The sequence below is a fragment of the uncultured Tateyamaria sp. genome (assembly GCF_947503465.1).
Taxonomy (GTDB): Bacteria; Pseudomonadota; Alphaproteobacteria; order Rhodobacterales; family Rhodobacteraceae; genus Tateyamaria.
In genome coordinates, this window is sequence record NZ_CANNDN010000002.1 from 291,119 (window position 1) to 305,526 (window position 14,408).

Genomic DNA, 14,408 nt, shown 5'->3' on the forward strand with positions numbered 1-14,408 from the left:
GGCCTAGCCCTTTGCCATGGCCGCGCCTTCGGACAGCGCGGTCAGTTTTGCATAGGCGATCTCGGGGTCCACGGACCCAAAGCCTGCGAAGGTCCCAAAGCCGCAGTCGCTGCCCGCGATCACGCGGTCCGCGCCCACGATATCTGTGAACCTGTCGATGCGCTGGCGCACAACTTCGGGGTGTTCGACAAAGTTGGTGGTGGTATCGACCACGCCCGGCACCAGAACCTTGTCATCGGGGATTTCGGACTTGCGGTCACGGAACACGGTCCATTCGTGCGCATGGCGCGGGTTCGAGGTCTCGAACAGGACATAGCGCGCCTTGGTCGCCATCAGCGTCGGGAACACCGTGTCCATGGGAACGTCGCAGGTATGCGGCCCCTCGTAATTGCCCCAGCAGATATGCACCCGCACCTTTTCGGCGGGCACATCCGCCAGCGCGTGATTCAGCGCCTCGACATGGGCGTCCGCGATCTTGAGAAATTCCGCATCGCTCAGGTCATTGAACAGCATGTGACGCGACAGGGCCAGATCCGGGCAATCCAGTTGCAGGTCCAGACCCGCGCCGACGATGGTTTCGTATTCCGCCTTCATCGCATCGGCGAGGGCTGCCAGATAGGCATCGCGGGTCGGGTAGAAATCGTTTTGCAGGAACAGGGAAATCACGCCGGGCGAGGCCGCGTTCATGAACCCGCGATCCACGCCATGCTTCGCCATCGCCGCCTTGAGGTTGGCAATGTCCTTTTCCAGCTCGCCCTGCCCCTTGCTGCGCACGTCGCCCGTGCACATCGGTCGGGCATATTGGGGCGTGCCGCCATCGTCGGCCAGCCGCTTGAGGAAGCTTGGAAACTGCTTGAGGTCGGCGGGCGCGTTGCGCGGGCTGTCGCCGGAAAAGCCGGTATACCGGTCTTTGACATAGGTGGCATAGCTGATCTTGGACGTCTCGCCATCGCTGACGATGTCCACGCCTGCCGCAACCTGCCTGGCCACGGTATCATCCACGGCGTCCGCCATCGCGGCGTCGAACGCCACCTGGTCATAGGCCTCTTCCCGTTCGCGGGCAAAGATGAAGTCGACGACCTTCTGCGTGCGGGGCAAGGACCCGACATGGGTGGTGGTCACGGGCATTCTAGGTCTCCTTCAGATCTTGCGCGCCATCAGGACGGAATGGCGGTTCGTTTCAGGGTCTTCGGCCAGAAAGCCGGTCAGACGCAGGCCGTTGGCCTCAAAGCATGTGGCATATTCGGCAGGCGACAGCGAGGCATGATAAACAGGTTCGTCTCCGACGGTGCCCTGCGCCTCGCCCGCGTCGGGGCCCACGGTCAGCATCAGGACACCGCCGGTCACAAGGTGCCGGGCCATGCGCGCGATGCACGTGCGCTGCGCCTCCGCCGTCAGGTGGAAAAAGCTGTTCCAGGCGATGATGCCGTCAAACACCTCGCCCAGATCAAAGTCGCGCATGTCGGCCTGGCGCCAATCGCCATCGGGCCAGCGGGTGCGCGCGATGTTCAGCATGGGTTCGGAAAAATCGACACCCGTCACCACGAACCCTTCGGCCTTGAACCAGCGTGCGATGGGTTCACCCGTACCACAGCCAAGGTCCAGGACACGCGCACCGTCCGGCAGCCCTGCGGCAAAGCGCGCCAGCCAGCGCGCCTCGAACAGGGCGCGCGAGCGTTGGGCGTCATAGACCGCCGCCTGACGGTCATAGACGCCCTGAATATCGTCGGGCGTGCCGCTCATCCCATCCACGTTGGGCCGGCAGGATCTTCGGTGCCGACGATATGATACAGGGATGCCTCGCCCGTCATCGAGGGCACAGCATTGTGGGCCAGGTTCTCAGGCACGCTCATGGTGTCGCCGGGGGCCAGCGTGGTGCTGCCGCCCTCCCATGTGACCTTCCAGTGTCCGCGCATGGGCATCAGGACCGATGGCGTGTCGTGGCTGTGCATGTCCTCAGACGCGCTTGATCTTGTGATCAGGTCCACTTCGAATCCCGGCTTGTCACGGATGATCCCCGTCTCACCTATCACCTTGCACGGCGTGTCCTTGGCCAATGCCACCATGTCCCAATACCGACGCACGCCGTAGCCCACCACCTGCATCGGGGTCATCTCCGGGAACTCGTTCAGCGCCTCGTCGCTGAGCAGCGGCATGGGACCTATGCCCTCAGGCAGGCTCTCGCCCTTCTTGCTGTCGTAAAGGCTGCCGTTTTCACCAAGCACCAGGCCATGGGCGCTGGCATCCTCGATCACCTGCGGGGCCCAGATCACACCGCCACCGGCATCGTCACCGCCAAGAATCGCCATGATCATCCCGTAATCCGTGCCGATATTTTCAAACCCGCGGAAGATGCCCGTGGGGATGTTGATGATGTCGCCCTCTTCCAGCACCACCTCGCCCGCGTCGCCCCAACGGCCCCAGAAGAACCGCCAGCGGCCCGACAGGACAAAGAACACCTCGGCCGTGCGGTGGCTGTGCAGGCTGTTGCGGCATTTGGGGGGCTGGCCCGCCGCCCCGATGTTGAAACCGTGGGGGATGCCGATGTGCACATGCTGATCGGGGGATTCCGACACACCACCGCCGATGATTGTGAAGTTTTCCTTCTGGTCCGACCCCGGCGTGTGCGCGTCGATGAACGCGGTCTTGCAGGGCATCAATTCGCCGTAACGCACGATGCGCGGCTCCATCTCGGCGGGGGTCATTGGGTGGTCCTTTCAAATGGAAGTGTTGGATCGGGCAGCGCGGTGCCCGGTGTGGACTGAGTGACATCGGCGTGGATCCAGACCATACGGTCCACGAACCAGACCTTGGGCAGGATGGTCGCGATCAGGCCCAGCACCGTGGCCCACGGGTTCAGAACGATCAGCCCATAGATCAGGGGCAATGCGCCCATCGCCGACAGCGCCGTCAGCACATGTGCCGCGCGGATATGATGCGGGGCGACGTCGTATTCGGCACGTGCAAGGAAAATCCGTTCGCCCAACGTGCCCCGCGATGCCCACGACCCGAAATCCTCTGGCGGCCGGAAGGCACGCGGGTTGACCCATGTCCAAACCGCCGCCAACAGGACCAGGGGCAGCGCCCACCACCCGATCCACTGACGCGCATATATCGCCAGAACCAGAAGCGGCAAACACGTGAACCGCGTCCAGACGCTCAGCGGGTTGGCATGGCGCCGCCAGTCCGTGTCCTGCATGCCCATCAGACGTTCAGCGGCGCGGTAGATGTCCATCATCCCTGCCCCTTCACTGCGGCCAGTTCCGCCTCAAGCGCGGCTATGCGGGCGGCTTGCTTGTCCAACTCGGGACCGACAAGCTGCGCGATCTCGGACGCATCGAACCGTGGCGTGATGAATTGCGGACAGTTCCAGTCAAACGCCTCCACGGCGATGGTGACAACCCGCTCGACCCGGCCCTGCCCATCGACTGCGACCTGTTCGGCAAGCGCCGCAGTGTCACAGGCATTCTGGAACGTGGCGCGGCCCTGCACCTTCATCCGGGCCTTGCGCGGGTAGTCCATCAGAAACAGCGACACGCGGTTGTCACCCGCCACGTTGCCTTCGGAAATGTGCTGCTTGTTGCCACGATAATCGGCAAAGGCCAGCGTATGATCGTCCAGCACGGTCAGGAACCCGGCAGGCCCGCCGCGATGTTGGATGTAAGGCCAGCCGGTCTCGGACACCGTGGCCATGTAGAACGACGTGCGCGCGGCGATGAACGCCAGCTCATCAGGGCCAAGCGCGCGGGTGCGCGCGCCGTAGCTGCGCGCATACATGTCCGCAGAGCCGTCGGCCTCCTGCAACGCTTTCACAGCGTCCGTGAACATGATGTCGTCGTAGCGTTTCACACCCCTAAACCTTCATTGTTCCAAAAATATGCAAAATCCCGACCTCAGCCCGTCTGCAACAGGATCTGCTTCCAGATCGCCGTCTCGTCAAACAGCGTGTATTCGCGGCGCAGGCCCCAGGGGCCGAACTCGGCATGGGAAATCCCCAGCACGTACACCTCGGCCCCCGTCGGCGCACCGAAATAGCCCCAGCCGTCATGTTTGCCATGCAGCGCCCAGCGGATGGCGGCGCGCGGCGGCATCAAATCATCATCGCGGCCAATCTGGTGGTCGATAGTGAATGTCGCGTCGGGAAAGGACGCCCGCAGGCCCATCCAGAACCGGTCAACCGGGCCGTGACTGTGGCCCGTCACGCCGCCCGGATATTCGGATTGGACGGCGCGGTCATACTCTGCCGGGATGACCGCCATGTCTGCGCCCATGATCCGGGTCAGGATATCCGCATAGGTCTGGCCCCAGGCGTTGTCATTGCCACGGCCCTTGTAGGGGCCGGGTTTATCGGTGGCGGGTGTGAGCGGGCGCACCGCGTTCTCTCCCCCGCCCTCTCGTTCGATCAGGTCGGCGGCATATTCCTTGGCGTCCCAGCCGATCTGGTTCACGATGGCGGTCTGATCCCGGATCAGCCACTCGTCATTGATCTGGTCGTTGATCGCATGGCAGTCCGCAATGATCCGGTAGGTCAGCTTCTTGCCCGATGCCTTGCCGTAAACGCCGTCGGCCATGTGGGTCGCGGTCGACAGCAGCCGGTGCGACGACAGCATCCCCTCTTCCGGTGTCCCGCTCCAGATCACATCCTCGCCCAACAGCGTCCGGTCCGGGAACTCGGCCAAGGTCGCCATCGTGGCCCCAATGACCTTTTCGTTGCCTATGACCACAGATGCGGGCGACCGCACCACGATGTCGGGGCTGTAGTAATGATGCAGGGTCGCAATGCCGCGATCTTCCCAGATCTCCTTGGTGATGCCGATGATGTAGTCGGGGAAATCCTTCCACCGGTTCGAAAAACCCTTCATGTGGTCCATCCTTTGGGTATGCGGGCCGACCCGCGCAGGACCAGCGGTCCATCCAGCGCAACGCGGCGGGGTTTGGTGTCTGGATCGGCCAGCCGGTCCATCAGAATATCGACAGTGGCCCTGGCCATCTGCCCGGCGGGTTGGCGCACGGTTGTCAGATCATAGCTGGGCCAGGCCGACAGGGTCACATCGTCATATCCCACGACCGACACGTCGCCCGGCACGCTCAGGCCCAGTTCGAACCGCAGCACGTCCATCACGGCAAAGGCCATGTGATCATTGGCACAAAACACCGCATCCGGCCGTTCAGCCTGTGCAAACATCTCGCGTGCGACGCGTTTTGCCGTGTCGAAATTGAAGTCGCTCACGCCGCGCGCGCAAAGACGCTGCCCGGCGGCTTCGAGGCCGGCAACGAATCCGGCCTCGCGATCACGCTGGGTCGACGCGCCTTCCCACCCTGCGATATGCGCGATGCGGTCGTGCCCGCCCGCCACCAGGAATTCGGCCAGCTTGCGCCCGCCATGGTAGTTGTCCGAGGTCACCGACGACAGCCGATCATCATCCTGCGCCCGGTTGAACAGAACGATGGGAATACCCGCGGCCTCGCAGCGCTGCGTCAGATCATTGGACATGCCGACGCTGGCGGCAATGATCCCATCCACCTGATAGTCCAGAAGCTCTCGCATCACCTCGTCGGCATCCTCGTTCGAGTTCGAGGACATGAACACCAGCACGTGATAGCCCTGGTCCTGCAACGCACGGCTCAGCCGTTCGATGGCTTCGGGATAAAAGTGGTTTTCAAGATAGGCGACCACCAGACCGATGATGCGGCTGCGCCCGGTGATCAACGACCGGGCAAGCACATTGGGCCGATATCCCAGCGCATCCGCCGCCTGCCGCACCTTGTCGGCGGTGCGCTTGGACACCGACGCTCCGGGTGTAAACACACGGCTGACAGCCGACCGGGACACCCCCGCCCGTTCTGCCACATCCAGTGCTGTCACCTTGTCCGGCATCAGGCCCCCATCAATCCGCAGTCCATCCGCCATCGATCAGCATGGACGTGCCCGTGACCATCGCAGAGGCGTCAGACGCCAGAAACAGGACCGCTCCCATGATGTCCTCGACCTCGCCCACGCGGGGCAGTTTGATCTTGTCCATGATCCAGGCATAGCGGTCCGGGTCTTCAAAGGTCTTTGCCGTCAGCGCCGTGCGGACAAATGTCGGGCAGACCGTGTTGATACGGATGCTGGACTTGCCCCATTCGATGGCCATGGCCTTTACCATCCCCTCGACCCCGTGCTTGGTCGCACAATATACCGCGCGGTCAATGCCACCCACGTGGCCCATCTGGGACGAGATATGGATGATCGACCCGGGCTTGCCCGCCTGTGTCAGGGCGCGTGCAGCGGCAGTCGACAGGAAATAAGCCCCCTTGAGATTGATGCCCACGACCGCGTCAAAATCGTCCGGCTGCGTGTCCAAGGACGGGCCATGCCGCGCCAGCCCGGCCGAGTTCAGTACGATGTCGTATGGAGTATCAAAGGCCCCGTTCACGGCTGCGATGTCGGATTGGTCGAATTGCAGGGCTTCGGCGCTCCATCCTTCCGCGGTCATCGCGGCCACCACGTCGGCCAGCGCATCGGCCCGCCGTGCCGCACAGACGACATGCGCGCCCGCCTCGGCCAGGGCCACGGCACAGCCCAGCCCGATGCCAGAGGACGCACCCGTGACAAGCGCGCGTTTGCCCGTCAGATCAAAGGAGGGCGTGCGGGGCAAAGCGGTCATGGCGCCCGTCCCGTTTCCGGGTCAAAGCCCGCCCGGGCCTTGTTGAATTCGCGCATGCGCGCCAGCACGTCGACACCAATCTGGTCATACATCTGCAACATATCCACCATCACCCAATTCTCCCGTATCAGTCCGTTCTCAAGGCGCCAGAAATCAAGGGACCGCATCTCGATCCGCCTGTGCGTGGGTGGCAGGCCCAGCCAGCCCCCGTGCGTGATCGTCTGATACATGTCCGGCCAGCCGGTGACAGCAGCATAAGCACCGTCGCCAAAGAAGTGGTACACGATCTCATCCACATATTGCCCGCGATCGGGCATGCCGTTCAGGAACGGGATCTGGTGCCAGTTGCGAAAGCCCGCGATGCCGCGGCCGGACCCGATGCCACTGGGTCCGTACCACATCATCTTCGGATGCCAGAACCGCTCCATCTCCATCACCTCGGGACCGCCCTGGCTGGGATGTTTCTTGAGATGGGCCAGCATATCGATGATGTGCCGGCAGGACTCTTCGGACGCGGCGGTGTCACGGGGTCCGGGCACAAGGCCATCGCAAGATGCCGGACCCGGCACGTGCCATTCGCGCCCCAGGCTGGGCACCATCGGCCAGGCCCCCGCCTGCATCATCACTTCGGGGATGTCCCACAACGCCTGCATCTCGACGATCTTGCCGTTCTCAAAGCGATAGAACTCGTGAAAGCGCATATGTGCGATGTGCCCCGTGGGCGGGATATCAAGCCACGGTGCCACAAAGGTACCGGTGTAGTATCCGCCGCATCCAACCCAGTCGGCCCCCTCGGGCGTGGGACCCGCCATCACGATATGATCGCGCCGTTCGATATCCGGCATGGCCCTGAGCAAGGGCGCGAGCGCGGCCTCAACAAAGGTTCCGACACCCGCCATGCTTTCAAACGGGAACGCAAGGCGGAACACCACCTCCGGCGCGCACAGGTCGTCCAGCACGCGGCGCACCGCATCCACGTCGAAATCATAAAGGGCGGCCCGCAGCGGCGCGAGCCGTGCCTTGTGGGTGCTGTGCGGATCGGTCATGCGGCCTCGCGCATTCGGGCGAACAGGTCCACGCCCATCTGCTGAAACAGGTGGATCATGTCGACAAACACCCAGTTTTCCGTGAATTGCCCGCCTGTGCGCAGCCAGAAATCAAGGCCGGACACCTCGATGCGTGCGCCGGTCGCGGGGTGGCCCAGATAGGTCCCGCCATGGGTGCCGACGACGCCCCTGGGGCCAGAGGCGGCAAGCATCCTGTCTTCGGCGAAAAGGCTTTCCAGGTACATGACCTTGCGGTCGGGAAAGGCAACCAGCCACGGTTCCTGGTGCAGGGTCTCGAACTCGTGCAGGCACAGGCACGCGCCGATCCCGCCGGGGCCATACCATTTGACATTCGGGTGAAAGAACCGCGCCATCCCCATACTCGACAGGTCGTTTTCGTCGAATTGGTTCAGACCGCCAAAGATAAACTCGCGGCCAAAGGCGCGGGTGCGTGCGCCCTCGTCCTCGGACTGCGGACGGGTCAGCACGCCGTCATAGGCCGTCGGCGCGGGATAGACATGCACGGCCCCGCGCGGGGGCGGGAGGGCGGGCAGGCCGATCTGGTCAAACCAGTCGACGAAATCCCAGATCGTCTGGGCATAGGTGATCTGCCCCGCCGCATCAAAGCGCAGGAATTCGCCCCACCGGATGCGCAGGTCATGGCCCGTCGCGGGGATACCGAACACATCCGCCACGGCCCGCCCGCTGTAGTACCCCGTGCCTGCCACCCAACAGGCGTCATCGGCCCGCCCGTCTTCATGGGCGGATGATTGCCCCCCCATGAAGATATGTGTGTGCCGCCGCAAGTTGGGGATGGCCGCGCGCAAGGGCGCAAACAGCTGGCCGATGATCGCATCGGCGCTGCCCTGCATGCCGATGGGCGCAGGTCCGTGCCAGCCCTGCAACGCCGGCAGCAACGCCGCCGCGCTGTCCGGGGCGCGATCAAGGGCCGCCCACAGCGTCAGCGCCGTGGCCTTGTTGCGTTGGTTCTGGTTGCTCACGGTCTACTCCGCTGCGTCGCGCGCAGGGGCCCCCTCGCCATAGGGCACGTTCACCCCGCCGTAGCGGCGGACTCGCAGATTGCACTGCTCGGCATGGCCCACGAACCCTTCGAGCATACACAGCCGCGAACCATAGGCCCCGATCTCGGCTGCCGCCTCGTCCGTGGTGACCTTTTGATAGCTGTGCGTCTTGAGGTACTTGCCGACCCACAGCCCACCCGTATACCGCCCCGCCTTCCTGGTGGGCAGGGTGTGGTTGGTGCCGATCACCTTGTCGCCATTGGCCACGTTCGTGCGGGGACCAAGGAACAGCGCGCCATAGCAGGTCATGTGTTCCAGGAACCAGTCGTCGCGATCCGTCATCACCTGCACATGCTCGGATGCCACGTCATCGGCGACCTCCAGCATCTCCTCATAGGTATCGCACAAGATGATCTCGCCATAATCCTCCCAGCTTTTGCGGGCGGTATCCGCGGTGGGCAGAATTTTCAAAATTCTGTCCACCTCGTTGATCGTCTCTTCGGCCAGCTTGCGGGAGTTGGTGAGCAGAACCGCCGGTGAATTGTAGCCGTGTTCGGCCTGACCCAGCAGATCGGTGGCGCACATTTCGGCATCCACGGTCTCGTCAACAATGACCATCGTCTCGGTCGGCCCGGCGAAGAGGTCGATGCCCACGCGGCCAAAAAGCTGGCGCTTGGCCTCGGCCACGAAGGCGTTGCCGGGGCCGACCAGCATGTGGACGGAATCAATCGTCTGGGTCCCGATGGCCATGGCGCCCACGGCCTGGATACCGCCCATGACATAGATTTCATGCGCACCGCCCAGATGCATGGCCGCGATCACGGCGGCATTGGGCTTGCCCTGCCACGGCGGTGTGCAGGCGATGATGCGGGGCACACCGGCAACACTGGCCGTGGCGACGGACATGTGGGCCGACGCAACCATGGGGAACTTGCCCCCCGGCACGTAGCAGCCCACGGACTGCACGGGGATGTTCTTGTGGCCCAGGATGACGCCCGGCATCGTCTCGACCTCGATGTCCAGCATCGAGTCGCGCTGTGCCTGCGCGAAGTCGCGGACCTGCTGTTGGGCGAACTTGATGTCCTCCAGCTCGCGCGGGGTCAGCTCGGCGATCAGCGCGTCGATCTCGGCCTGGGTCAGGCGGAAGCTGTCGGGGCTGTAGCTGTCGAACTTCTCCGACAACGCGCGCACGGCGGCATCGCCGCGCTCTTCTATGTCCGCCAGCGTCGCCTCAACGATGGCGCGGGTCTTGGCGTCATCCTCGGCCCGCTCGGCTTCGGGTTTGCCACGCTTCAAGTATTCAATCGTCATGTCCTCACCTCATGCGTCGGGGCGCGGCGGGGTCTTCTCGCCGCGATCGAAGGCCTCCCAGCCTTCACCATCAAAAACATCCCGCCCCAACTGGGCGAGCACGTGGGGAAAATCGACCATCACGTAATTGTCGGTGATGCGACCGTCTTCCACTTTCCAGAAATCCATGTACCGGATCTCGATCCGTTTGCCGGTGGGGGCGATGCCCATGAACGTGCCGGCATGGGTGGCCTCCTGCCGCCCAAAGGCCGCGGCCCATTCGCCCATGTACAGCCGCGCCTCGTCCACGCAGACCTTGTCCGCAAACGCCGCCTGAAAGGGGCGCTGCCAATTGTCCTGGAACTCTTGCAGGCCCGTCTTGGTGCCACAGCCCGTATTGCCCATCCAGCGAAAGGACTGGGCAAAGAACTGGCCGATATCATCGATGCGATGGTCATTCAGGCCATCCACCATACCTTCGATCACCGCGCGGGTTGCGTCGGTCTTGGTCATGTCTGTGTCGCGGGTCAGAACCGCTTGTTCGGGTCGTGACCCTCTCATGTTCGTACTCTCTGTTTGATCCGCAGGACCGGGGCGCTGCCCCGGACCCCGAAGTATTTCTAGCCAGAAGAAGACATCAGCCCTTCACCGCACCTGCTGTGAGGCCCGACACGATCTGGCGCTGGAACACCATCACAAGCAGGAACAGGGGGGCGGTGATGGACACGGCGGCGGCAACCGCCTCGACCTGGTCGGTCGTGGTGGTTTCACGGTTGAAGTAGCCCGCGATGGCCGGAACCATCGTCTGGTTCTGCGCATCCAGCAGCAGGGCGGTCACCAGAAAGTCGTTGTACCCCAACAGGAAGCTGAAGAGACCCGTCGTGATTACCCCGGGCCACATGACCGGCATGATCACGCGGCGGAACGCCTGGAAGTGCGAACAGCCGTCGACCCGCGCCGCCTCGTCCAGTTCGGACGGGATGTTCTGGAAGAACGAGCGCAGCATCCAGATCGTGAAGGGCTGGTTGATCGCCACCAGCACCGCGATGATCGCCCAGGGCTGGCCATAGAGCGTCGGGCTGAGGTCGCCCAGGATCGGACGCAGGATTTCGGCCGAATTGATGAACCACGGCAGGTACCCCGCCACCAGGACCGAATGCGGCAGGGCGCGGAAGACAAGCGCGATGATCAGAAGCCAGAAGGCCAGGTTCGAGCCCGAGCGGGCCAGCCCGTAGCCCGCGAGCGTGCCCACCGTCAGCGACACCGTCACAACACCCGCCGTCACGATCATGGAGTTCATGAAGTTGCGGTAGAACTGGTTTTCGCCCCAGACCGCCACGTAATGTTCCGTCGTCAGGCCCAGAATCGGGGTGCCCAACGGTCCGGCAATGCCGTTCAGTGCACCCGAGATGTAGGGCAGCGCGCCCAGGAAGATCAGCACGAACAGAAGGCCATAGACCGCCGCCCCCACCAGCCAGCCCAGCACGATCCATCCCGGCGGCGAAAACTGCTGAACCAGCCCCGGAAGTCGGGTGAAGGCCCAGCGGATGGCCAGGTAGAGCACGACCAGCCCCAGCAGGATGTCGAGGAAGCTGAGACCGTTGCCGGCGGCCCGTGTGGCCGGCCCGGTGATCACGTTCCACGCGCTGGCATCAAAGGCGTCGCGCGGGGATTTCACGCTCATCACGGCGATCCAGACGATCGGAAAGGCCGCGATCAGGCACCAGAAGGCAAGGAACGCGCCCGATGCGACCTTGAGCGACAAGGGCTGTGCGGTGGCTTTACTCATTGCTGTTTTCCTTTGGAAAAACGGACATCAATGCGCCCCCCCTTTGTGGTCGCGCCAGGTGCGGCGCAGTGGCAGGATCAGCAGGATCACGATGCCTACCATGGTCAGCATGGCGCTGGCGGCGGCCCGGCTGATGGCCCGGTTGCCTGCGTCATCCGGTGTCAGGAAATCGAAGGTCAGCCATTGCAGGGAAATGACATGCGCCTGGCTGCGGAAGCCGATGATCTCGTCAAAGACGCGGTAGCAGTCCATCAGGTGGATCAGCGCGATGAAGATGATCAGCGGCATCAGGTGCGGCACGATCACATAGCGCAGACGCTCGAACCGGTTGGCGCCGTCGATGATGGCGCTCTCCAGCGTGTCCATGTTCACCGTTTGCAGGCCCGCATAGAAGATCACGAAGGCAAAGGGCGCCACGTGCCAGACGCGGTAGAAATACATCAGCAACTCGATCGTCCAGGCCTGCGCGAACATGGCAATGTCCTGACCCGTCCAGCGTTCCAGCGTGGCGGTCAGAATGCCGTCGCCCACGAACAGCCAGTAGATCGACAGCGACCCGATCACGGGCGTGATGATAAAGGGCAGAAGCGACACGAAGATCACCGGGCCGCGCAGCGACTTGGCCGCGTTGTTCACGGCCAGCGCGATCATCAACCCCACCCCGACCACCAACGGCAGCGTCACCAGCGTGAACATGAGCGTGAAGCGCAGCGCCTTCCAGAAGTCGATCTGCAGGATCTCGCCCCAATTGCCCGACCCGATGGCGGCCCAGAACTTATCCATCTGCAGCACGTTCTGGTAGCTTTGAAAGCCCACCCATTCCGTGGTGGTCTGGGTCCTGCCCGTTTCCTCGTCAATGATGGGAACCGTCTTGACCTCTGTCACGCAGGTCTGAGTCAGGAAGCCCGGCGTGCAGGTCTCGACCTCGATCTGCTGCATGACGGGCTGCGTGATCTGAAAGGACTGGATAAAGACCGAAATCAGCGGTGCCGCGATAAAGAGCAGCATCATGAAGACCGACGGGGCCACGAACCAGAAGAACGTCTTGAACTTCATGCTGCTTTCCTTTCCGCAGCGGCGGCCACATGGCCACCGATTTGCCACCCGATCATCATGGACGGGGCATTGGTGTTGGCGGATGTGATGCGCGGCATGACCGATGCGTCCGCAACCCACAGGTTCCCGATCCCCCTGACGGCCCCGTGCGCATCAAGCGGGCCGCCCAGGGCCACGGTGCCAACGGGATGATAGGCCGTGCCCGCGCGCGTGCGGATCGCCTCGCGCAACGCGTCACCAGTCACGGCCTTGCCGGGGAACCCTTCCGGGGCGCGGCGCGCGCCAAACGGCGCCGTATCCAACACTTGGCGCAGGCGTTCGACCCCCTTGACCATCATGTCCAGGTCCCACGCATCGCCAAAAAGGTTCAGATCGATAAGCGGTTTGTACCTGTCCCTGCCCATCGCCAGACGGCCGCGCGACCGCGGTTGGCACAGGCACACATCCGCGAAATACCCCGATCCCCAGATGATCGCCCGGCCCTGCCAGCCCATCAGGAAGGGCAGGAAATGGGTCTGGATGTCGGGCACGGCGCTGTCGGTCACGCTGTAGAAGGCGCCCGCCTCGACCGTGTTCGATGTCAGACGGCCCGTGCGGGTCAGCAGCCATTGCAGCGGCGACAGGGCCCACGCGGGCAGCTGGCCCAGCGTCAGGCCATAGCCGGACCCGCGCCCTTTGAAATGCAGGCCAAAGCCCGGGTGATCATGCAGGTTTGCGCCGACACCCGGCGCATCGATACGCACGTCAATGCCGTTGCGTGTCAGGTCCGCACCCGGACCAATGCCCGAGCGCATCAGGATCATCGGGCTTTCAATGCTGCCTGCGGACAGCACCACGCCCGCACGCGCTTGCAGGGCCCGCCCGTCACGCAGCACCACACCGGTGACGCGGTCCCCGTCAAAGGTCAGGTGATCCACTTCCGCATCCGTGACGACATCGGCCCCGGAGGGTCGCAGGAAGCCGTCCGCCGCAGACCAGCGCGCGCCGTTGCGCATGTTGGTGTGAAAGACGCCCGCGCTCTGGCGTTCGGGTGTGGGCGGCGCCTGTGGATCATTGGCGGGAAACACGCGGCCGAATGCGTCGGACAGGGGATGCGGATGCGGCAACCGCGCGGGGGTCATCCGCGCTTCCACCGCCTCGAAGGCGCGCCAGACCGTGTCGCTGTCCCAACCGGGCAGGCCCCAGGCGTCGAAATCGGCACGCGTCCCGCGAAACCAGACCATGGAGTTGATCGACCCCGATCCACCCAGCATACGCCCGCGCGGCACGGAAACGCGACGGTCCCCGGCGGCGGCCATGGGCACTGTCTCGCGCTTCCAGTTGCGGACATCCGACCGCATCAGGTTCACCAGACCAAAGGGCACCTTCACCCGAATGTCGCGATCCGATGGGCCCGCTTCGATCACGCAGACCCTTGCATTTGGTCGTTCGGCAAGACGCGCTGCCACCGCGCATCCAGCAGAGCCACCGCCCACAACGATATGATCGTAGTCCCGTGTCATCTGTCCCCCTCGAAAGCGGCTGGCCAGGGACACCCCCGGCCAGCCGATTTTGC

General features: G+C 63.8%; 15 protein-coding genes. All 15 read right to left on the reverse strand.

What is annotated here, in order from left to right; genetic code table 11:
- Positions 1-3 precede the first annotated feature (3 nt).
- The 15 genes from Q0844_RS14030 to Q0844_RS14100 all read right to left on the reverse strand — a co-directional run bounded on the left by Q0844_RS14030 (position 4) and on the right by Q0844_RS14100 (position 14,355).
- Positions 4-1,128 carry a cobalamin-independent methionine synthase II family protein gene (locus tag Q0844_RS14030; protein ID WP_299045931.1) on the reverse strand — a complete coding sequence of 375 codons (1,125 nt, stop codon included), beginning with the start codon at positions 1,126-1,128 and terminating at the stop codon, positions 4-6.
- A gap of 12 nt (positions 1,129-1,140) precedes the next feature.
- The gene (locus tag Q0844_RS14035) at positions 1,141-1,743 is read right to left on the reverse strand and encodes a class I SAM-dependent methyltransferase (RefSeq protein ID WP_299045933.1); all 603 of its coding nucleotides are present in this window, start codon (positions 1,741-1,743) and stop codon (positions 1,141-1,143) included.
- Complete coding sequence (locus tag Q0844_RS14040) at positions 1,740-2,705, reverse strand: cupin domain-containing protein (protein ID WP_299045935.1); 966 nt, start codon at positions 2,703-2,705, stop codon at positions 1,740-1,742. Before Q0844_RS14040 ends, Q0844_RS14035 begins: the two co-directional genes overlap by 4 nt.
- Entirely contained in the window at positions 2,702-3,238 is a 537-nt protein-coding gene (locus Q0844_RS14045; RefSeq protein ID WP_299045938.1) for a DUF6653 family protein, read from the reverse strand. Before Q0844_RS14045 ends, Q0844_RS14040 begins: the two co-directional genes overlap by 4 nt.
- Entirely contained in the window at positions 3,235-3,849 is a 615-nt protein-coding gene (locus Q0844_RS14050; protein ID WP_299045940.1) for a pyridoxamine 5'-phosphate oxidase family protein, read from the reverse strand. The genes Q0844_RS14045 and Q0844_RS14050 overlap by 4 nt, the downstream gene beginning before the upstream one ends.
- A 44-nt stretch (positions 3,850-3,893) precedes the next feature.
- Positions 3,894-4,862 carry an ester cyclase gene (locus Q0844_RS14055; RefSeq protein ID WP_299045943.1) on the reverse strand — a complete coding sequence of 323 codons (969 nt, stop codon included), beginning with the start codon at positions 4,860-4,862 and terminating at the stop codon, positions 3,894-3,896.
- A complete protein-coding gene (locus tag Q0844_RS14060; RefSeq protein ID WP_299045945.1) occupies positions 4,859-5,911 on the reverse strand; it encodes a LacI family DNA-binding transcriptional regulator in 1,053 nt (350 codons plus the stop codon). Before Q0844_RS14060 ends, Q0844_RS14055 begins: the two co-directional genes overlap by 4 nt.
- Positions 5,889-6,650 carry an SDR family oxidoreductase gene (locus Q0844_RS14065; RefSeq protein ID WP_299045947.1) on the reverse strand — a complete coding sequence of 254 codons (762 nt, stop codon included), beginning with the start codon at positions 6,648-6,650 and terminating at the stop codon, positions 5,889-5,891. Before Q0844_RS14065 ends, Q0844_RS14060 begins: the two co-directional genes overlap by 23 nt.
- Positions 6,647-7,696: an ester cyclase gene (locus Q0844_RS14070; RefSeq protein WP_299045949.1), complete on the reverse strand. Its 1,050-nt coding sequence runs from the start codon at positions 7,694-7,696 to the stop codon at positions 6,647-6,649. Before Q0844_RS14070 ends, Q0844_RS14065 begins: the two co-directional genes overlap by 4 nt.
- On the reverse strand, positions 7,693-8,697 hold the full coding sequence (locus Q0844_RS14075; RefSeq protein ID WP_299045951.1) for an ester cyclase: 1,005 nt from the start codon (positions 8,695-8,697) through the stop codon (positions 7,693-7,695). The genes Q0844_RS14070 and Q0844_RS14075 overlap by 4 nt, the downstream gene beginning before the upstream one ends.
- A 3-nt stretch (positions 8,698-8,700) precedes the next feature.
- Positions 8,701-10,029, reverse strand: a complete 1,329-nt coding sequence (gene hisD, locus Q0844_RS14080; protein ID WP_299045953.1) for a histidinol dehydrogenase — start codon at positions 10,027-10,029, stop codon at positions 8,701-8,703.
- 9 nt (positions 10,030-10,038) lie between these two features.
- Positions 10,039-10,569 (reverse strand): ester cyclase, encoded by a 531-nt coding sequence (locus Q0844_RS14085; RefSeq protein ID WP_299045955.1) that lies wholly within the window; start codon positions 10,567-10,569, stop codon positions 10,039-10,041.
- Positions 10,570-10,645: 76 nt separating this feature from the next.
- Positions 10,646-11,797 (reverse strand): carbohydrate ABC transporter permease, encoded by a 1,152-nt coding sequence (locus tag Q0844_RS14090; RefSeq protein WP_299045957.1) that lies wholly within the window; start codon positions 11,795-11,797, stop codon positions 10,646-10,648.
- A 27-nt stretch (positions 11,798-11,824) separates the two neighbouring features.
- Positions 11,825-12,853, reverse strand: coding sequence for a sugar ABC transporter permease (locus Q0844_RS14095; protein WP_299045958.1), 1,029 nt, complete (start codon positions 12,851-12,853; stop codon positions 11,825-11,827).
- The gene (locus Q0844_RS14100; RefSeq protein WP_299045961.1) at positions 12,850-14,355 is read right to left on the reverse strand and encodes a GMC family oxidoreductase N-terminal domain-containing protein; all 1,506 of its coding nucleotides are present in this window, start codon (positions 14,353-14,355) and stop codon (positions 12,850-12,852) included. The genes Q0844_RS14095 and Q0844_RS14100 overlap by 4 nt, the downstream gene beginning before the upstream one ends.
- Between the last annotated feature and the right edge of the window lie 53 nt (positions 14,356-14,408).

Excerpts from the sequence above, each read along its gene's own strand:
- Q0844_RS14090 (WP_299045957.1), bottom strand. The coding sequence starts at position 11,797 with ATGAGTAAAGCCACCGCACAGCCCTTGTCGCTCAAGGTCGCATCGGGC.
- Q0844_RS14065 (WP_299045947.1), bottom strand. The coding sequence starts at position 6,650 with ATGACCGCTTTGCCCCGCACGCCCTCCTTTGATCTGACGGGCAAACGC.
- Q0844_RS14060 (WP_299045945.1), bottom strand. The coding sequence starts at position 5,911 with ATGGCGGATGGACTGCGGATTGATGGGGGCCTGATGCCGGACAAGGTG.
- hisD (WP_299045953.1), bottom strand. The coding sequence starts at position 10,029 with ATGACGATTGAATACTTGAAGCGTGGCAAACCCGAAGCCGAGCGGGCC.
- Q0844_RS14100 (WP_299045961.1), bottom strand. The coding sequence starts at position 14,355 with ATGACACGGGACTACGATCATATCGTTGTGGGCGGTGGCTCTGCTGGA.
- Q0844_RS14055 (WP_299045943.1), bottom strand. The coding sequence starts at position 4,862 with ATGAAGGGTTTTTCGAACCGGTGGAAGGATTTCCCCGACTACATCATC.
- Q0844_RS14040 (WP_299045935.1), bottom strand. The coding sequence starts at position 2,705 with ATGACCCCCGCCGAGATGGAGCCGCGCATCGTGCGTTACGGCGAATTG.
- Q0844_RS14085 (WP_299045955.1), bottom strand. The coding sequence starts at position 10,569 with ATGAGAGGGTCACGACCCGAACAAGCGGTTCTGACCCGCGACACAGAC.
- Q0844_RS14095 (WP_299045958.1), bottom strand. The coding sequence starts at position 12,853 with ATGAAGTTCAAGACGTTCTTCTGGTTCGTGGCCCCGTCGGTCTTCATG.
- Q0844_RS14030 (WP_299045931.1), bottom strand. The coding sequence starts at position 1,128 with ATGCCCGTGACCACCACCCATGTCGGGTCCTTGCCCCGCACGCAGAAG.
- Q0844_RS14045 (WP_299045938.1), bottom strand. The coding sequence starts at position 3,238 with ATGATGGACATCTACCGCGCCGCTGAACGTCTGATGGGCATGCAGGAC.
- Q0844_RS14035 (WP_299045933.1), bottom strand. The coding sequence starts at position 1,743 with ATGAGCGGCACGCCCGACGATATTCAGGGCGTCTATGACCGTCAGGCG.
- Q0844_RS14070 (WP_299045949.1), bottom strand. The coding sequence starts at position 7,696 with ATGACCGATCCGCACAGCACCCACAAGGCACGGCTCGCGCCGCTGCGG.